This is a genomic window from Dehalobacter sp. MCB1 (genome assembly GCF_003590275.1).
In the GTDB taxonomy this organism is placed as follows: domain Bacteria; phylum Bacillota; class Desulfitobacteriia; order Desulfitobacteriales; family Syntrophobotulaceae; genus Dehalobacter.
Map to the genome: position 1 here is coordinate 83687 of NZ_LXPC01000017.1, position 19515 is coordinate 103201.

Annotated in this window: 14 protein-coding genes; 5 read left to right on the plus strand and 9 right to left on the minus strand. The window is 43.3% G+C overall.

Going from position 1 to position 19515, the window contains the following annotated elements; genetic code table 11:
* Positions 1-512: 512 nt before the first annotated feature.
* From A7K50_RS14380 to A7K50_RS12890, 4 genes are all read right to left on the minus strand, one after another.
* Entirely contained in the window at positions 513-1802 is a 1290-nt protein-coding gene (locus tag A7K50_RS14380) for a methyl-accepting chemotaxis protein (protein ID WP_119776684.1), read from the minus strand.
* Between the two features lie 201 nt (positions 1803-2003).
* Entirely contained in the window at positions 2004-2690 is a 687-nt protein-coding gene (locus tag A7K50_RS12880; RefSeq protein ID WP_119776687.1) for a Crp/Fnr family transcriptional regulator, read from the minus strand.
* Positions 2691-2744: 54 nt separating this feature from the next.
* Positions 2745-3581: a 4Fe-4S dicluster domain-containing protein gene (locus A7K50_RS12885; RefSeq protein ID WP_119776688.1), complete on the minus strand. Its 837-nt coding sequence runs from the start codon at positions 3579-3581 to the stop codon at positions 2745-2747.
* The gene (locus A7K50_RS12890) at positions 3578-6574 is read right to left on the minus strand and encodes a molybdopterin-dependent oxidoreductase (RefSeq protein ID WP_199698300.1); all 2997 of its coding nucleotides are present in this window, start codon (positions 6572-6574) and stop codon (positions 3578-3580) included. Before A7K50_RS12890 ends, A7K50_RS12885 begins: the two co-directional genes overlap by 4 nt.
* Positions 6575-6866: 292 nt before the next feature.
* On the opposite strand from A7K50_RS12890, the gene A7K50_RS12895 reads away from it, so the two are divergent.
* The 5 genes from A7K50_RS12895 (at position 6867) to A7K50_RS12915 (ending at position 12995) form a co-directional block, all read left to right on the plus strand.
* Entirely contained in the window at positions 6867-8081 is a 1215-nt protein-coding gene (locus A7K50_RS12895; RefSeq protein ID WP_119776690.1) for an MFS transporter, read from the plus strand.
* 223 nt (positions 8082-8304) lie between these two features.
* Positions 8305-9042 (plus strand): Crp/Fnr family transcriptional regulator, encoded by a 738-nt coding sequence (locus A7K50_RS12900; RefSeq protein WP_119776692.1) that lies wholly within the window; start codon positions 8305-8307, stop codon positions 9040-9042.
* Positions 9043-9129: 87 nt separating this feature from the next.
* On the plus strand, positions 9130-10725 hold the full coding sequence (locus A7K50_RS12905) for a spore germination protein (RefSeq protein ID WP_119776693.1): 1596 nt from the start codon (positions 9130-9132) through the stop codon (positions 10723-10725).
* A 22-nt stretch (positions 10726-10747) separates the two neighbouring features.
* Complete coding sequence (locus tag A7K50_RS12910; protein WP_282432375.1) at positions 10748-11821, plus strand: endospore germination permease; 1074 nt, start codon at positions 10748-10750, stop codon at positions 11819-11821.
* Positions 11822-11825: 4 nt separating this feature from the next.
* A complete protein-coding gene (locus A7K50_RS12915; RefSeq protein ID WP_119776697.1) occupies positions 11826-12995 on the plus strand; it encodes a Ger(x)C family spore germination protein in 1170 nt (389 codons plus the stop codon).
* 8 nt (positions 12996-13003) lie between these two features.
* On the opposite strand, the gene A7K50_RS12920 is transcribed toward A7K50_RS12915, so the two are convergent.
* The 5 genes from A7K50_RS12920 to fdnG form a co-directional block, all read right to left on the minus strand.
* Positions 13004-13651: a hypothetical protein gene (locus A7K50_RS12920; RefSeq protein ID WP_243103751.1), complete on the minus strand. Its 648-nt coding sequence runs from the start codon at positions 13649-13651 to the stop codon at positions 13004-13006.
* Between the two features lie 257 nt (positions 13652-13908).
* Positions 13909-14652: a formate dehydrogenase accessory protein FdhE gene (fdhE, locus tag A7K50_RS12925; protein WP_243103752.1), complete on the minus strand. Its 744-nt coding sequence runs from the start codon at positions 14650-14652 to the stop codon at positions 13909-13911.
* Between the two features lie 59 nt (positions 14653-14711).
* Positions 14712-15392, minus strand: coding sequence for a formate dehydrogenase subunit gamma (locus tag A7K50_RS12930; RefSeq protein ID WP_020490872.1), 681 nt, complete (start codon positions 15390-15392; stop codon positions 14712-14714).
* Positions 15392-16207, minus strand: a complete 816-nt coding sequence (locus A7K50_RS12935) for a 4Fe-4S dicluster domain-containing protein (RefSeq protein ID WP_119776701.1) — start codon at positions 16205-16207, stop codon at positions 15392-15394. Before A7K50_RS12935 ends, A7K50_RS12930 begins: the two co-directional genes overlap by 1 nt.
* A 2-nt stretch (positions 16208-16209) precedes the next feature.
* A complete protein-coding gene (gene fdnG / locus A7K50_RS12940; RefSeq protein ID WP_119776703.1) occupies positions 16210-19257 on the minus strand; it encodes a formate dehydrogenase-N subunit alpha in 3048 nt (1015 codons plus the stop codon).
* Between the last annotated feature and the right edge of the window lie 258 nt (positions 19258-19515).

Consider the following 19515-nt stretch of genomic DNA (forward strand, 5'->3'; position numbering starts at 1 on the left):
AACAAGCTTGTCCCCGTACTCTTTTACCAGAATCAATTATTTTATTCGGGAAGGAAATTTCAGAGCCGGTTTTAGTAATTATTTTATCGGTCTGAATAATTTGAAAGAATCTTTCCGTGAAGCGGAGATAGCGTTTGAGATCGGAATGGAATACAATCCTACCATCTGGATACATAAATTCTGTTTACCTATATATTAAATAAAGATGAACTTCCTACAAGATTATTATATTCGCCCATTTTGTCCCGCTTAGAAAAATATGACCAGGAGAATGGTACGGAATTGTTTAAAACACTGCAATCCTACATCAAGAACAACCTAAATGCCGTTCAGACTGTAAAAAAATTATTTATACACCGTTCAACAATGATATACAGACTGGAAAGAATAAAAGAAATTGGACGAACAGATCTGAAAAACACAGACGAACTTCTGCACATCCAACTTTCATTGAGGCTTTCAAATTTTGATAACGAATTTTGATAACAAATTATAAATCTTTAATATAAATTTTAGACTTGCATGGATTCAAGTAAATCATGCGCAAGTTTGGAGAGTCTTTTACTCGATGAAAATAATTCTTCCATAAATGCCAACTGTTCCTGAGTCGCTGCGGAAACCGTTTGGATTTCCTCTGAAGTGTTCCTGCTGGCGTTTTCAATCCGAGCAACAGAATCAAAAATCAACCGGTTGCCGCTGAGGGCCTGCTGCAAGATAGAAGATACTTCATTAATCTGAACAAAAACCTGATTAATCATTTCCACAATTTTGGTAAACGCTTCACCACTGTTACTGACGGTTTCAATGCCATGCTTCACTTCCTCATTCACAACATCTATCGCCGAAGAAGCAATGTGCGAATCTGTTTGTATTGCATTGACAATAGATGTAATTTGTTTTGCAGCTTCTTGGGATTGGTCCGCCAATATCCGGACCTCTTCCGCGACCACAGCAAACCCTTTCCCTTGTGCCCCTGCACGCGCCGCTTCAATCGCTGCATTTAAAGCCAACATATTCGTTTGATCGGCAATTCCCGAGATATTGTTCACAAAGTGTTCGATTTCTTTTGACCTTTCTCCGAGTTGCCTGATAATCGCGGCAAAACTCATGACCGATTGATCTATACTGTTCATCTGACTGACCGATTTCCCAACCGTGTCCTGACCTTCTTTAGCTTTTTCTACCGCTTGGGAAGACTGACTGACCACTTCATTTGTATTTCTGGTGATTAGCTCCATACCGTCCGACATTTGCTTCATAAAGGCCGATAATTCAACCGTAGATTCGAGCTGTTTATCGACCCCGCTTGCAATACTGGTAATGGAACTGACGATCTGATTTGATGCAGAGGCCGTTTGCTCCGAGCCTATATCCAGTTGCTTCGCCAACTTCGATATTTCTTCAACACTAAGTAAAACCGCACCACGGTTTTCCTGAGCATCTGCTAAAAGCTTATTGTTAATACAAGCGAGCTGCCCAACCTCATCTTCTCCCAAAAAATCAGATGACAAGGCTTCCCCTTTTTGGGCTGCGGCCGCAAGGCCTTCTTGCAAGCGAATCACAGGTTTGAGAATTAACGTATGTACCAGGAGCCCAATCATCAATGTTGTAATAGAGAATGCCAGCGCGCAAGTAATCATGACATACTTGATTTTCTCGGCAGTATTCGTTATTCCGGCTGCCACTTGCCCGTTGCCGATTAAAACATAATAAGCGAAACAAAGCAGTGTGATAAACACAACAGACACAAACAACAATACGCTGAGTAGTTTGCTTTTAATGCTTAAATTTTTAAATCCCATACTCTTCTCCTCTGTCAATCTTGCTAATATCACGATTCTATATTTGAATTTTAATTTTTTATTCGTAAAATACCATGTATCACATAATACATTACTATTTATTTACCATGCATGGCCAAATATTTTGCACTATCTGTATATGTCCTCAAAAAAACAAAGCCGTTCAAATTTTTGTCCGAACGGTCTTATTGCACGAAAAGACTACTGCATAACTTTATGATTATCGTCAATAAAAAGGACAAATCTGCCATTCTTTTTTGACACTAAACCTTTATTTTTTAAACTCTTTATACTCTGTGTTACCCGCACTCTTGTCGATCCTATAATATCCGCGATAAATTGGTGCGTGAGCTGTTTTTCAAGATAATAAGCGGTTTCACTTTTTACGCCGTATTTTTTGGCCAGATTAATTAGAAGAAAATATATTCTGTCTTCCGTATCTTCAAATGTCTGTCCCGCCAAGTAAAAAGATAATCCTTGCAGCTTTAGAATGACTGACCTTAACATACAATCTAAAATGCGGGGATCCTCATAACCGGCTTTTGTCAGTACATGCTGTTCAAATACCGCGATATCAACAGGCGTAAGACACGTAATTGTCACGGCATAATAGAGTCCGTCAACGAGTACATCATCAATAAAAGTGCGTGCTTCACGAATCGCAATCGTACGCTTGCGTCCTCCGGCACTTGTGATACCGACTTCCACCTTGCCGGACAACAGCAGGAAGAGTCTATCGTCCAATCCTTCCCAATAGATGACCTCCCCTTTTTCATATTTTTCTACTTTGGATAGCTTTAGCAGCTTCTGTACCATTTCATCGTCAATCATATTTCCCGTCCATGGAGACCATTCTTCCCACTGAGCCATATTATCACAACCTTTCATAGAAATTTAGAATGAAGATGCCAGGCAATGTTTGATTACCTGGCATCTTTAGTTTTAGAAATGGATTTCTCCCATGTTGAGACTCGTCGCAAGATCGACCTCTTTGACTATTTTATTATAACCATCCAAATAAAATTCTAATTGGTATTTTCCACTCTTTTCATCAAGTTTGTCGAACTTAAAGTCTCCAAAGTTATCCGTCGTTTGTTCGGCAATCTTTTGCTTGTCCTTAAACAGGATGACTTTACATCCTTCGGCGCATCTTTCAATACCGTCGCGAGTATACGCTACGCTTCCGCTGATAAAGCACTTTGTATAGCGGTACAAGTTTTTGTACAGGCCGCCTGGTTTCGTTTTCAGCTCAGGCTTATAAGCTTCAAGCTTCTCTGCCTTAACCATTTCTTCAAATTCCGCATCTTCCATATAAACAACTTTGATCGCTTCAAGCGGGCAAGCCTGAGAACAACGGGTTTTTGTCCACCCTTGATCAATCAGATGTGCACAAAACGTGCATTTTTGAGCGACATTGGCTTCTTCGTTCCAAGAGATCAGGCCGTAAGGACAGGATTTAACCAAATCTTTTTTGCCCTTCGCCTTCACCGGGTCAATGAGAACAATACCGTCCTGTCTCTTTTGAATCGCCCCTCCCGAGGCTTTAACACATGGCGCATTAGCGCAATGCATACAAACTTTTGGCAGATAAGCCACATCAATATTTGGGTACTGCCCTCTCTCTTTCGGAACCGCGTCGATCCATTTTTGCCCGAACCGGGGCTGGGGAACCGAATAACCCGGGAATGTATTGTCATCAAATTCATCTTTGCAGACGACAAGACAGTTAAAACACGCAAGACATTTTTCAATATCAATTACAAAATGCCACTTCTTCATTTTGACTGATCTCCCTTCCATAATCTAATTTCGACAAGACAAGAATTGGCGGCCATCGAGTGCGACTGTCGGATTTGGGTTCTGGAAGGCGTAAGGATATTTATGAGTCCACCTCTGTCGGGTGATTTTCCGGGGAGCCCGGTTGGATCGTACTTAGCGGCAGATTCATAGGCATGCACCGTGCCCGGATTCAGACGCTGCGTAACCACTGCGGCACAGATAACCGAACCGCGGCCATTGTAGACTTCAACCAAATCATGATGTTTGATACCGCGTTTTTCCGCATCTTCAGGGTTAATCCGGACCGGCCAGTAATGATAGCCGTTGATGGAAATTCTGTGGTTAGATATCTCGTTAATAACCGTTCCTTTGCCGTCGCTCATGGTATGGTGACTGTAGCGCGGATGCGGCGAGATCAGCTGCAACGGATATTTTTGATACAGTTCGCTGCTTCTGCCTTCCCAGGACGGAACATACTTATTGATTACCGGTCTCTCGGGATCGTTCGGATCAAAACGCTTAAGGCTTGAGCATTCGAATTCGAACAGGCCGCTTTGGGTCTGCAGTCCTCTCCGGTATTCCTCTTTATACTCTGAAGGCAGCGGCGTCAGTTCCGGGGCATCCTTCAGGCGTCCTTCATAGAACCAATTGTAAGCGACAGGGTCACGATCCTTTTCATCATAAATCGGCGGAAGGATATAATATCCTTTGGTAAGGAATTTACGCCAAGATATCACCTTGGGCAAATCGGTCGCGTCAAACATCCTCTTGACCCAGTCAAACTCAGTGTTGCCTTCACTGTACGGGACACCGACTCCGAGTCTGCAGCAGATATCCGTATAGATCTGGAAATCCGATCTTGATTCACCCAGTGGTTCAATACATTTATGCTGAACAAAGAACGTCCGGTGATTACACTGCAGGAACGTCTTATCAATAATACCGCCGCTGTGCGCAAATTCACCAATATCCCAACGCTCAAAGTTCGTGCAGACCGGCAGAATGATATCGGCAAACCTTACTTCGCCTTCATTCCAAATGGACTGGTTAACGACAAACTCAATGTTGTCGGTCTGGTAAGCCAGCGCGTACCGGTTGGACTCCGGTTGGGTGCTCATGTAAGCGCCGCCGTATTTATAGTAGAGCTTAACCTGCGAATGTCCGGGAGACGGATAAGGCGCAGGGAAGAACTGTCCCTCAAGTGAGTAAGGGTTCATCGGATAACCCATTGCATGTCCTTCAAGAAAAGCTTCTGGTATTCTTAAGCGGGGAACAAACTGCGTAATCGAGCTGACGCTTGGTGTTGACGGCATACGCTGGTACAGGTTAACGGGTGAACCGGTAAAGTTATAGTCACCGGAAAAACCGCCTTCAGCATAACCCGGGAAGAAGAAGCGATGGTTCAGCGGTGTCCCGAACTGCATAGCGCCAAAGTTTACGCCGGGCTTGCCAAAACCCTGCATCGCCATCAGGCAAAGCATGGATCTGGCCCATTCCCCTCCGTTTGCTCCGCGGCAGGCGCTACCCACACCGGCCATGCCGCCGGGAGACATATAAGTCTTTTTGCTTCCCCATTCCTCAGCCAAAGCCCGGACATCCTTTGCGGGAATGCCAGTTTCTTTTTCCTGCCATTCCGGGGTTTTCGGTATGCCGTCTTCCTTACCGAGGATATAATCGCGCCAAAGCGCAAAACCTTTGGTGCGGTTTTCAACAAAGAATTTATCATAAAGATCCTGCGTAATCCAGACATAAGCGATTGCCAGCGCCATTGCCGTGTCTGTCCCCGGTCTCGGTGAGAACCATTTTCCGCCCATCCAGGCAGCCGTATGGTTGTAGAAGGGATCGATATGAACAATCTTAATGTCCAGGCTCTTCAGCCATTCACGGCGGATAGCGCCTTCGTAGGTCCCATAGGCCCCTGAGGTTGACTCCGGGTCACTGGACCACATGACCAGCATCTCAGAATTCTTCAGCTGGTCTTCAACCGTGGAATACTGGTCCGGAGAACCGAGTTTGGCAGTATTTCCCCAGTGGTGCATTCCTCCCCAGTAAAAACCCTCCCAGCTGTCCGGATTCATACAAATGCGTGAAAAACCGAGCGTGTTGATAAACCGATCCGAAGCGCTTAAGTGGTAACCGATATTACCCCAAGTGTGGTGGGAACTCCCTGCAAAAAAGAGTGATCCCGGGCCATGAGTCTTCTTGACCCGCGCAATTTCACTACTTACAATATCCAGGGCTTCATCCCAGCTGATTCTTTCATACCCCGATATCCCACGGTTTTGTGTGTTTCTGTTGCCTTTCGGATCAAAATCCACCCGCTTCATCGGATACAGAAGACGGTCCGGCGAATAAACCATGGATTTCCACGTCAACCCGTGAGACGTACAGGTAACTCTTCTTGGCGGCGTAAATTTCCGTCCTCTGGCGTTAATTGTAAACGGTTCCGGATCTTCGCTATCAAGGTCGATCGGTGTTGTCCTTAAAATTTTCCCGTCCTTGACATAAACAAACATCGGGCCGCCGTTTGACCCTGTGGTGTACCTTTTAACACCATTACCCATGTCCGTTCCGAAATTGCCACCAAAGATCGTCGACATATTGGTGATTGCAGTCAGCATATTTGCGACATATACACACAATTCGTCCGGACCGTTAACAGTTAAGGAAAAGTCCTTTCCGGCAGAGATAAAATCCAGTTGGCTCCTGTTAAATTTCATGAGATGGCATGCCAGCGCCGCATCTTCAAAAGCCATGGTAACATCAGCCCCGGGATGAACCCCATTCTTTGATGATACGCGTCCATTTTTAAAGGTAAAAAACCTGCCCTGAGAGTTATCCCTAATTTTAATTTGCAAAGTAAAGTTTTTCTTTTTGAGGTGTACAGCAAAACTGGGATATCTTTTTGCAGAAAAATTTAAAAGTTTTTCGAGGCCCAATAACGTAGTTGAGAACTGTATCTGTTTGTTTGCCGATACTTTTCTGAATGACACTTTTTACCCTCCTAATAAAATAATAATTAATCCTTTTCAGCTAAGATTATAAGATAACACCTTGATTTTTTTTTGTATTACTTGATACATCCTTTTGTGTTGTTTCCTATCAAAAATAAATTGTTGCGTCGTACAGAAAAAAAATTGTATTATCAGATACAAAACATTTCTCAAATGGTATCACATAATACAATCTCATTTTGTCCTCCCATCTTATAATCGAAAATGAAAAAGGAGGTGAAACTAATTTCGTTGTTTTCATTTTCAAGAATAAAAAACAGGAGGTATTCTGATGTCTGAATCCAACCAAATTTACAAATGGGTTGTACTGTTGCTGATGTGCTTAACCATGATTGCTTTCAACTCTTCCCAAATTAGTATTGCTCCCAACGTTGGATTAATTTTGAAAGATATTCCAATGAACAATACCCAGGTCGGATTTGCGATGTCCGCTGCTACGCTTTGCGGAATTGTATTTGCGTATTTTATTTCCTTGCTGGCAAATAAGTTTAACCGCAAAACACTTGTATTAATTGCACTTTTGTTAATTGGCGCCGGGGTTGCACTTACCGGAACTGCCACTGATTTCTGGACAATTGTTATTGGCCGGATTATTGCCGGTTTAGGTAGCACGACATTGATTATTGTCACGCCCCTCTTTGTTACAGGTTACTTCGATGAAAAAAATATGGGCATGGCTATGTCCCTGTTTACGGCAGCACAACCACTCGGAATGATTTTTGGTTTAAACGTTTTTGGCCGTGTCGGAGCTGCAGTGGGCTGGCGCAATACGATGTTTATGATTGCATGTCTGGAAATCGCCGTCTTCTTACTTTGTCTTCTTTTCCTGCGCCTTCCTAAAGCAAATGCCGAAGTTTCGGCAGCATCGCACAGCCTTAAAGGCACTCCCAAAAGTATCAACATGTGGCTCCTTGCCGCCATCTACGCTGTCTTTACTTTGTCGGTTTCCGCTTATGTAAACTTTGGTCCGACATATTTCGGCATGAACGGCACCCCGCCGGCACAGATCGGTCTGTTTGCAAGCCTGATTATGATTATACCGCTTGTACTTTCCCCGTTCTTCGGAGCCGCCTTGGATAAAGGTCTGAAAAATTACAAGCGTCCGATCCTGATCTTTGGTGCTGTTCTTATGGCAGCTTCCTATTGTGCGATCGGCTTCCACTTCATGAACACGTTCTTCATTTGGGCCACACTGCTTGGTTTAGGATTCACAGTTGTTGCTCCCATTTGTTACTCTGCTATGCCTGAAATGGTCAGTGAGAAAAACCTCAGTATCGGAATGGGTTTATTGATTATTTCGTTTGATGTCGGTGGCTCTTTCGGTGCTATCTTATTCGGAACAGTTCTTGATGCCAGTCACGGTGTTTTCTCCGTTGCATTTAGTGTCGTAAGTGTCATGCTGTTGGCTTTAATTCCCTTAATTCTGATTCTCAAGCTCAGGGAGAACTCCCTTAATAAGTCTGAACAACGTTCATTATCTTCCTGACATTCATTTGTTACTTATCACTGGCAATATTCTAAAGAATACTATACTGTAAACAACAATAACGCATGTCATTCCGTATTTCTAAACGACATGCGTTATTTATATTCGAATACGTATGCATAATAATAATGACATAAGGTATAATTGAGGTGTGTCAAATTTATACTAACCGAAACTAATATCGTTCATTTACGATTTTGTTAAACAATAGGTGGTTATATATATGGGACAGTGGGAAGAATGGTCTCCTTGGACTGGAAATATGATTGCCGATGAAATGGTGCAAAAATTATTAATGCTATCAAAAGTCGCAAAATATGCAAAAGGAGATATTATCTACCGGGAAGGGCTGGATAATAAACTTTCCCTACTTTTATCCGGAACGGTAGAAATTAGTATAACAAGTGCCAGCGGACGCAAGCGAACGATTGCTATTCGAGAAGCAAGGGCATTTATAGATGACGTACTCGTAGATGGCATTTATTATGCTTTGACTATAACCTGCCTTACACCCGTTGAAATTGCCATATGTGAACATGACGTGCTTGCAAAAGCCGGATATGAGGATCCCAGTATTTTGGACTGTATGCTGCGATCCTTAATTTTGAAGCTGCAAGGATTGTCTTTTTACCTGGCTGGTCAGACCTTTGAAGAAGTCGAAGACAGGGTATATTTTCTTTTGGTGAATTTAGCCAAAAAATATGGTATAAAAACAGGAAATGGCTATTTAATTGAAAAAAACCTTACCCACCAGTTTATTGCCGACATTGTCGGCTCGACGAGGGTAAGAGTTACACAGATTCTGAAAAATCTAATAAGTGAGGGGTTATTGGATAAGATAGATGGAAAATTTATAGTCTTTAGGGTTGAAGATTGTCCGAAATGCGAAAAAACAAACCTGCCGAACAGCAGCCGATATTGTGGAGAAGAGATCATCGTGGAGAAAAAGTCAGAAGATTGATCCGAAGGGCATAGACAAACCTGTTAAGTATAAATTGCACTGCCAAGGATAAACTAAATAAAAATCAGGACTAGGATCTAATAAAAAATGATTAAGGAACTGTTAACTAAGATACTTAGCAAATCGCCCCAGAAAACATTTAAGATGCCTCAAAATGATTCTCAAGAAACAAAAAAGTTAACTTCTGAAATGGATATAAATCTAAAAATATTGCAAGCGTTTTTCCATCTTTGTGAAGACATTGTAAGCAAGGAATTCTTGCTTGATCTTCCAACTCCAACAAGAGCTTTTATCATTTACGCCGAAAGTCTCTGCGATCCGGTTATGGTTAACGAATCAATACTAAAATCATTAATGCAGGAAAACTTTTTTCGGACACTCGAAATATCAACAGCCGAAGCTAATCTGCCTGAAATCATTCTTCAAAGGCTGTTGCCTAATCACCAGACTCAGCTCGTTTCAGATATTCAACAACTCAGTAACTTTTTGCTTAGCGGTCACCTTATTTTAGTGATCGACGGTTATTCCACAGCGATTGCTACCGCAGTCCAAGGGTTCGAACAAAGAGCCGTCAATGAGCCCTCCACGGAACAGAGCATAAGGGGCCCGAGAGACAGTTTTGTTGAAAACCTGTCCACAAATGTTAGCTTATTGCGAAGACGGATCTCTTCCAACCGCCTGAAATATCAATCCATAACCCTTGGGGAACTTACTCAGACCAAAGTAGGAATCTGTTATATTCAAGGAATTGCAAATGATAAAATTGTCGAGGAAGTAAAGGTACGCCTAAACAAAATTGACATTGACAGTATTTTAGACAGCGGTTATATAGAAGAGTTAATCGCCGATGAATCCTTTACACTTTTCCCACTTGTCCAAAATACTGAACGTCCAGACCGAACGGCGGCATCTTTATGCGAAGGAAGAATCGCTATTATTGTGAATAATACCCCATCGGTATTAATCGTTCCCTGTACAATTGTTTCTCTTTTGCAAGCATCTGAAGATTATTATAATAACAGTCTTTTCGCCACTTTAATCAGAATCGGCCGTTTTATTGCGATCAATATTGCATTATTAGCTCCTGCCATTACTGTCGCTATCTTTTCCAATAACGCCGAGTTGATTCCTTTGACCTTTCTCACCTCAGTTGCCGGAGCACGTAGTGATTTGCCATTTCCCATTTCAATTGAAATTATCTTAATGGAGCTCACCTTTGAATTGTTACGCGAGGCCGGTGTCCGATTACCAAAGACCGTAGGTCAGGCGATAAGTACCGTAGGCGGTCTGGTCATTGGCCAAGCCGCGGTTACTGCCGGCATTGTCAGCCCTATTACGGTTATTGTCGTCAGTATAACAGCAATCGCTTCTTTTGTTTTTCCGGATTATTCTATAGGCACCAGCATTAGAATTTTGCGCTTCGTCCTAATCATTTTGTCCAGTATATTGGGCATATTCGGAATAGTCTCGGGTCTGATGGTTATTTTATATCATCTCTGTGGTCTGCGTTCCTTCGGCGTGCCTTATTTATGGCCGATTGCGCCCTTAAGCGTGTCTGATTTGAAAGATACTTTTTTCCGTGCCCCCTGGTGGGCTATGTCTGCCAGACCACGCCTTACCGGTGCAGAAGATCCCATACGCCAAGCCTCCAAGCGAGGCCCTACTAAACCGGATAAGGGGTGAATGAGCCATAGATAAAGAAAAAATCTCCGGTACACAAACTGGTATGCTGCTGTTTACGCTGATTACTGCTACCTCTATTCTCTTCGTCCCAGGGATCATTGTGCAGAGGACCGGGCAATCAGCTTGGCTTGTTACCTCATTCTCCTGCCTGGCAGGCGTAATCTCGCTGCTGATCGTTTTAAAATTAGGGCAGCGTTTTTCACGGACTACTTTATCTAAATACAGCGAAATTGTTCTTGGAAAAGTAATGGGTAAGGTTTTCTGCCTTGCCTATGTCCTGTTTTTTTTTATAAACAATACCCTTACAATCAGGGAATTTTCAGAGTTCCTGAGTTACAGTCTATCATTCGGAAGTTCGATACTGCTCCTTATCATTGTTATTGTAGCAGTAGCGGGGTTTGGAGCCTATAAAGGAATTGAGGTCATCGTCCGGGCCAACCAATTTGTGTTGCCCCTTTTTATTATCAGCTTCGTATGTTTATTTGGCCTGGCGCTGTTCAAAGCAGACTACGAAAGAGTGCTGCCTCTTTGGGAAAAAGGAATCCAGCCCCTTATATCGGATTCGGCAGTTCCTGCCTCCCTTTTCGGAGAGATCGTCGTACTTATTATGCTGCTGCCCATTGTAAACAAACCCCAGGAGGTCTGGAGCAAAAGTCTTTGGGCGATTCTGGCGTCTATGGGTTTTATAACCTTATGTACCCTAATTATGATTACGGTAGTGGGTCCAAATCTTTCCGGTCATTTGCTCTTTCCTTTTTGGAATTTTGTTAAATCAATAGAATACGGGAACTATGTCCAACGGATTGAAGGTTTTATTTTCTTTTTTTGGCTCACCATCATCATGATTAAAACAACTTTGTTATACTATTTGACCTGTCTCATAACCGCACAAATTTTCGGTTTGAAGTCTTATTACCCCGTCGTCTGTTATTTAGCCCCGTTACAAGTAACCGCTGCAACTTTTGTGAGTAGCAATACCATTCAGTTACAGGACATTTTTAGAAAGTACTGGCCGCCTTTCGCACTATTTTTTGAAATAGCACTACCTTTGTTCCTTCTCACTGTTGCAGTAATAAGAAAAAAAAGAGGAAATTAATCAGATGAAACGTAAATTTACGCACGTTGCCCTATTGCTCCTCCTCTTGACGACTATTCTTATGTCGGGGTGTAAAAAGGAAGTAGAGGAGCTTGCGGTCGTTACAATGTTTGCTGGAGACTATATCAATATAAATGGGGTTGACCAATATCAAATTTGGTCCAGAATGATGCGCCCATCCAGTATGGAAGACAACCAAAAAAAAGAGGGCGCTTCTTCCGACTACTTGATCAGCGCTTCAAGTACATCATTGAACGATTTAATAAGTAAACTAATGGTGCGATTGCCAAAGACACCTTTTTATGGACATACTTATGTTTATGTTTTTGGGGCACGTAGTGCTCAGGAAAAAATCCTGCCTCAAATTGAAATTACAATGAGCAACCCTGATTCGCGTCCGGCTGTTTTTGTGCTGGCAACCAAAGGGTTAGCTTCACAGATTATACAGCTGGAACCTTCAGGAACTACCACCCTCACCCAACAGGTTAAAAATCAGTCGGAGAAAATAGCCATCGACAAAGGCGTGGCCTGCGGCGTTACAATGAATGAGTTTTCAGAATGGCTGCTCAGTCCCGATCGGGACGCGTTACTACCTGAGATAGAACCGGTCTCTTCAATGGAAGGAGAAACTGTTCCTGATTCTGTCATTGTTCAGGGTTTTGGCGTTTTTCGTGAAGCTAAACTTGTGGGTTGGCTGGATAAAGAAGAATCCTTGGGGTACCTGCTAATTTCCAGAAAGCTAAAGAATGTTCATATTGTGGTTCCGTTTAAAAAAGATAATAAATCTTTATCTTATTATATATCGGGCTCTAAAAATAAGATTAACTTTAAAATAATCGATGGTAAACCTTCCTTTAAGATCAAAATTCAAACGGTAGGATTCGTTGCTGAAACTGATGGATATGACATTACCCCAGATCAAATCAAACCACTAGAAAGAATCATTTCCGATAAAATCCGCGAATATCCGTTAAAATCAATTGCCTGCGCCAAAAAATATGATGCGGACTATTTCGGCCTTATGCAGAAAATACATCGTTACGACCCTTCTTACTGGCAGGAGATTGCCCCGAACTGGAGGGATATTTTCCAGCAAGCTGACGTAGAAGTAGAAATAGAGGCAAAAATAGCAGGTAGTGGAGCTGTATCAAAATCGTTTAGTCTGAAACCATGAAAATGTAATTAAAAATCATTAGGAGTGAACAACGGCTTCCCCAGAGGAAGCACTTGTTTCTGCATCATATCATTCAGCAAAATGGCTATGCCTGAATAGATTAGCCACAACGCAACAAGCAATAATAAACAAGAACCTATGATCCCAAGATATGGCATAGAGGCAAAACAGGATATCGAACTCAGAATGAATCCTACGGCAGCTAACCAGATGAAGAAGGCCATTAATTTGCTCTTAAATCCACCTAGATACCCTACAAATAAAAGTATAATACCCGTGCATATAAAGCCTATTCCTTCAATATGATTACTCCCACTGATCATTTCTGTGGAATATACAAATCCGTTAAGGAAAAACATCAGGTCAATCATTCCTCTTACAAGGAAATGTCCCAAAACGATTATACCCAATATACTGTTCGCTGTTGCCCCCACTAAATCCCCTATTTTCAACTGAATAACAACAACGATGACCAACACGACTGTCCCCATAAAAATCCAGGGAATTAAGAAAATCGTCGTTAGAGGGACCGCTAGCCCTAGCATCAAAAAAGCTTGTACCAATATGAGCAACCCGTTCGTCAAATTTCCTATTGCGCCAGGGTCTGCCCATTTGCTCCCATCATTAGATCTCGACATTGTAATTGTTTCACTCATCCTTTCTAATTGATAATTCTTTAAAAATTCATAAAAAAACGGTTCGCCTCTCCAGGTTGATTATAATAGCTGCTTTGATTTTTTTTACGTATCAGATAATACATTTTTAAATACATTTATATTTCTATTTTTATTAACCTGTCAGAAGTTGATATTTCACATTTGCAGCTATATCTAGCGCAGAATGCACTAGGTGGATAAAAGGAAGACAGGGTGTCTTACTGACACCCTGTCTTCCTCTTATCTGTATCGGCTATTCAGTTTAAGCTCATTATCGGTCTGTTCTTTAAAATCCATTGTTCAGCTGCGTAATTTAGGGGCAGTGTACGTATATTTTCCCAATCTAAATCCTCGACTCTCCGTTCGCGCAAATTAATTTCTTTAAAATATTGGCCGCAATCTAAACAGACAACAACCTCCACGCCAGGAAACTCGGCAGAATTGAGATACGTTTGTTGAAATGAACTTTCACTGCCACAGTGTATGCAGCCCGATATTTTTATTGGCCTCTCATTTCCGCAGACAAGACAATGTATAAAGCGTTTTCCATTCAACGCATCCAATGTTGTCATAAGATTGTCTTCACCACAAACCGGACATGGGCACATTGGCTGATCCTCCACACTTGCAGAGACCTGCAGCTGCTGATATACCGATTGGGCTACCCCGGCTACTGCTAAGCTCAGGCGGCTGAAAAGAGATTCGTTTCCTTGAATACGACCTGCGCTGAACTCATTTTGGAGAACGGCAAGTTTGGAGCGGTCTATCTTTTCTTCGGCAACAATGTTTAACCTGTCCCATAAATCAATGACGGCGTTTTCTGGCAGATCATCGACAGTGAATAAGGGATACTGCCCGGATCTCGGCGGTAATTTCAAATCCTTCAGGTTGTTTTCTTTTTGCCAGGCAGTTATTTCTGCTCTCAGTTTTGAATAGTTCTCTTTGACAGCAGACAAACTTGTTGCTTGTCCTCCATCGATCTTTTCAGTACCCAAGTACATCCCTCCTAAAGGTTAAGACAGTGTCAAAATGATTTTACCGTACCGGTTCCGGCTTTCGACTATTTTTCTTGGTTCTTGACCTCTTCATACCAGGCAGCGTGATGCGCCTTCGCAAATTTTTCCGAGACGTATCCCTTTAACATGCCCGGCAGAGCAGCTCTTGATTCAGGATGAAGCAAAGATAAATAGAGATGTCCCATCAATGCTGCAACCATCATAAACATCGACATATCGTGAATGGGATAAGCTATCCGGACCAATTGATCAGGAAAAACATTAGGGGCCCACATGATAAATCCGCTCAACGTGATGAATACGGAACCCAGGATGGTAATCAAAGAGTTGATTTTTTCTCCGCCGTTAAACTTGCCCTGAGCCGGGTAGTTGCCGTGTCCTCCAAAAAATTCTTTGGGAAAAGCCATGATATGCGCGATATCCGCTTTCGTAAATCGGAAAGCAGAACGCAGCCATTCCCAGTGATATTTTGGATCCTTGATAAAGAACATCGCTACAACGACCACAACAAAAATCACGGCAAAAATCCTGTGAAGGATGCGGGAAACGTCAACTCCCCCAAAAATCATGAGTACCGGCCGACTGAATTCGGATAGTATGCCCCACCCTGTGAGGAGGAGAACAAAAAAGCTTACAGCATGAACCCAATGGCTCAATCTTTCCCCTTTGGTAAAACGGAGTACTTTGCCGGGAACTTGACGCGAGCCTGATTTTTTTTCACTCATTACATCTCCTCCTCTCTCTTTATCGGATGCTGATCTTGATGAGAATCATTTTTGTAGTTTCCTTTTAGCGCATTAATCGCCACTCCCACAACGACTGCCGCAGCAGCACCGCCTATCGCGATTTTGCCGATAGGCCGGATAATATCTTTCCATAGATAAAGTGTTAAATCAGTTGACGGATTTTCAGGCAGCCCATAGGCAGCAGGCGTATCGAGCAAAATATAGCGATAAGTTGTACCTGCTTGCCCATTCTGACCATAAAGATTAGCGTTGGGGAACTTCTTTTTTACTTCGGCCAACCGTGCTTGGGCAATCCCCATCATGGTATCGTAATTACCGAATGACAGTGCTCCTGGTTGGCAGATTTTTACGCAGGCAGGCTCAAGGCCGTTTTCCACTCTGCCTACGCAGCCGGTGCATTTGTTAGCCTTTTCTGTGGTTTTATCAACCTTAGGCACATTAAACGGACAAAACTGGGCACAGTACCCGCATCCAATACATTTATCTTGATCAATAACGACAAACCCGGAATCTGTTTTGGATATGGCACTTGAGGAACACGCTTTCAGGCAGGAGGGATCATCGCAGTGGAAACACTGCGCCTTGCGCATCAGCCAGTGCATGTTATTATTTTCATACTTTTCCTCAAATGTTACATACGTATAGGTGTTCGGTGTAAAATCGGCCATACTTTGATAACTTTTGACGAGAGAGGTTTTTTCAGTCGGAAGATCATTCCATTCCTTGCAGGCTGCTGAACAGGCTTTGCAGCCGGTACATTTGGATCCGTCCACCAAAATCATTTTTTTTGCCATCTCTAAGCCCTCCTTATATTGACCAGACAACATTTATATTCGGGTGTTCCTGCTGTCGGGTCAATTACGCCGATTGTTACTTCATTGATGCTTGATCCAGGACTTAAAGATGCAAAACCCCAACTCCAAGGTACACCGATCGTTTCGGTCGGCTGTCCATGTACCTGATACGACTGAATGCGGTCTGTGACAAGACAACGGATCTCAACCTTGCCGCGTGCCGAGGATATTTCAACGCGGTCACCATCTTGTACGCCAATTTTCGCTGCAAGGTTTTTGCTGATTTCTGCGAAAGGTTCCGGCATCAATTCGTTCAGCATCGGAATGTTGCGGGTGATACCGCCGGCACAGAAGTGTTCGGTAACACCATAGGTTGTCAGCACATAAGGATAGTCTTTACGGTTACCAACCTTCTGAACTTCGGGCAATGTTTTGGGCATTGCCACAATGGGATTGCTTGATACATTCGGATGGAAGATATTTTCCGCAGGGCTTTCCACCGGCTCGTAAAACTCCGGCAGCGGCCCATCATTGCAAATCCCGCCTACAGCCACGCCGCCGGCCGGTTTGCCGTCTGCTGAAGGCGTTGTTGGTATCCCGCTTGTATATTTGCCTGCAAACAAACGCCCTACTCCTTCCGGATTCATACGGAAAGCCAGCTTTCCTTCCGGAGTGTCAGGCCCTTTCGTCTTGTCGACTACGTCAGCACCGTCATTGCCGGCCCAAACACTTTTGGCCGCATCCCACCAAATTAATTTACGTTTGGGGTCCACAGGCTGTCCCTGAGCATCACATGATGCACGATTGTATAAAATACGGATATTTCCCGGCCAAGCAAAGCTCCATTCGCGGAACAATCCGAGTCCGGAAGGATCTGCATTTCCACGGCGTGCAGCTAAATTGCCTTTCCCGGTAACACCGGCATAAATCCAGCATCCGGTAGATACTGACCCGACCGGTGCTTTCAGATAATCGGCTAATGTCGGCAATAACTGACCGCTTGTTTCATCATAGCCGTTTAATTCCTGCAACACCTTAAGCGCTTTCGGCTCATGGCCGTAATCCCAGCGTGCATCGAGGATCGGTCTGTCTTTGGGATCCGTACTGCCTTCATATAAGCTTTTCACCCGCTTATACAAAAGATCGAGCATATCCAAATCCGGTTTACATTCGCCCAGGGGCTTGAGTGCTGCATCCTTCCACTGAACCCAGCGGCCGGAGTTCGTCAGCGTCCCGTCTTTTTCATAGACAAAGGCAGCCGGTAAAAAGATTACTTCCGTCATAATTTTAGACGGATCAACACCGGGCTCCCGCCAGAACTGGGCAGTCTCGATTTCAAATAGATCGGAGACAACCAACATCTCTAGTTTGGGCAAAGCCTGGCGGACCACTTCGAGGTTTGGTACGGATACCAATGAATTGGAGCCAATATTCAGCATCATCTTGAATTGGCCTTTATTCACCGCATCCCAAATTCGAACCAAACTTGAATTAACATTGGAATCATACTTTGGCAGATAATTGAAACAATAGTCGTTTTCCTTAGTCGCTTTATCCCCGAACCAGGCCTTCAATAACGATACGAGATGTTTTTCCCGGTTGGAGCCGTTTCGTACCAAATAATCTTTGAGTGTCTTGTCGGAATGGGAGGGGGCCGGAAGATAACCTGGCAGATTATTATAGAGATTGGCCATATCCGTGGAACCCTGGACATTCGGCTCGCCGCGCAAAGCGTTGATACCGCCTCCCGCTTTGCCGATATTGCCCATCAACAGCTGGATAATGCCGTAACACCGGATACCTTGCACACCCGTTGTGTGATGGGTCATCCCCAATGCATAAAGGATGGATGCCGGTTTGGCACTGCAGAAAGCATCGGCAATCTCCTTAATTTTTGATGCAGGTATCCCTGTAATATTTTCGGCAGTCTTCATATCATAACGGGAATAATGCTCTTTCAATTTGCTGAAGACGCTGTCAGGATCAGTAAGGACCAGAGCTTTAACCGGTTTGTTCGATTCGTCTAATTGATAACCCCAACTATCGGTTTTGTATTTTTTCTTTTCGGGGTCAAATCCGGAAAATAGTCCATCCTTGAATTGAAAATCCTTGCTTATTTTGTATAGAGCATTTGTGTAATTAAGGACATAATCGTGATCATAGAGCTCATTTTCCAATATATAATTGATGATTGCCCCCAGATAGGCAATATCTGTACCCGGGCGAATCTGAGCAAATATATCTGCCTGCGAAGCTGTCCGTGTAAAACGAGGATCAACCACAATTACTTTTGCACCGCGCTCCTTGGCCTTATTGATCCACCGCATAGCAACGGGATGGTTTTCGGCACAATTTGAACCTGCAATTAGGAACAGTTCAGCATTCATCAGATCCGGCCAGGAATTGGTCATGGCGCCACGGCCAAATGAAGGTGACAAACTTGCCACCGTGGGCGCGTGTCATATCCGGGCCTGATGTTCGTTATAGGGCGTGCCTAAAAGCATTGATAGTTTTTTAACTAAGTAGGATTCTTCATTGTCGATTTCAGCCGATCCTAGAACAGCAATCCCCTCAGTCCTGTTGACAGCGAGTTTCTCGGTCTTCCCTGTAGCTGCGTTAATGACATCGGCATCAGCCTTCCAGGTTTTCTCCCTGACATCTTTGACTTTTTTGGCTACTTTGTCGATAGCCTCGTCCCAGGATATTTCCTGCCATTCATTTGCCCCCGGAGCACGATACATCGGTTTCGTGATCCGAGCCTCAGAATAGGCAACTTCTCTTAAGCTGGCTGCCTTAGAACAAAGTGCCCCGTTATTGGTTGGATGATCGGGATCCCCGGCTAAATACACCAGCTTTTCATCTTTGATATAGAGAAGCAAGCCGCACCCTCCGGAACAAAAATGGCAAATGCTCGGAATTTTTTTTGTACCTTCAATTTTAAGTGCATATCCCTGAGCCTGAGCGAGGTCGGGATCAAAACCAAGGCCAAGCGCCAGCGAAGCCAAGGAAGCTCCTGATAGTTTCAGGAAATTACGTCTTGATAAATCCATTTTTTTCCTCCTTTACTTTTTTTAAACAGCAATTTTACTTTTTGCAAGTTTTTAAATTTTCTGAATATTCTAACCTGCAATGTCATTAATATTATACTGGCATCGGTAATTAATCAAGAATTGTTAATTCCTTAACAGAATTGGGCCTTTTTTGCGAATACTTGTCAAACGTCTTTAACATTTTTGATTCATGGCGTCACTTTTTTCCCCGTAGTTTATGAAAAAATAGAGCTGTTGCACAACAAATTACTTAAATTG

What these genes read in the sequence shown, in the direction of transcription:
- A7K50_RS14380 (WP_119776684.1), bottom strand. Translation starts at nt 1,802, where the DNA reads ATGGGATTTAAAAATTTAAGCATTAAAAGCAAACTACTCAGCGTATTG.
- A7K50_RS12880 (WP_119776687.1), bottom strand. Translation starts at nt 2,690, where the DNA reads ATGAAAGGTTGTGATAATATGGCTCAGTGGGAAGAATGGTCTCCATGG.
- A7K50_RS12885 (WP_119776688.1), bottom strand. Translation starts at nt 3,581, where the DNA reads ATGAAGAAGTGGCATTTTGTAATTGATATTGAAAAATGTCTTGCGTGT.
- A7K50_RS12895 (WP_119776690.1), top strand. Translation starts at nt 6,867, where the DNA reads ATGTCTGAATCCAACCAAATTTACAAATGGGTTGTACTGTTGCTGATG.
- A7K50_RS12900 (WP_119776692.1), top strand. Translation starts at nt 8,305, where the DNA reads ATGGGACAGTGGGAAGAATGGTCTCCTTGGACTGGAAATATGATTGCC.
- A7K50_RS12905 (WP_119776693.1), top strand. Translation starts at nt 9,130, where the DNA reads ATGATTAAGGAACTGTTAACTAAGATACTTAGCAAATCGCCCCAGAAA.
- A7K50_RS12915 (WP_119776697.1), top strand. Translation starts at nt 11,826, where the DNA reads ATGAAACGTAAATTTACGCACGTTGCCCTATTGCTCCTCCTCTTGACG.
- A7K50_RS12920 (WP_243103751.1), bottom strand. Translation starts at nt 13,651, where the DNA reads ATGAGTGAAACAATTACAATGTCGAGATCTAATGATGGGAGCAAATGG.
- fdhE (WP_243103752.1), bottom strand. Translation starts at nt 14,652, where the DNA reads ATGTACTTGGGTACTGAAAAGATCGATGGAGGACAAGCAACAAGTTTG.
- A7K50_RS12930 (WP_020490872.1), bottom strand. Translation starts at nt 15,392, where the DNA reads ATGAGTGAAAAAAAATCAGGCTCGCGTCAAGTTCCCGGCAAAGTACTC.
- A7K50_RS12935 (WP_119776701.1), bottom strand. Translation starts at nt 16,207, where the DNA reads ATGGCAAAAAAAATGATTTTGGTGGACGGATCCAAATGTACCGGCTGC.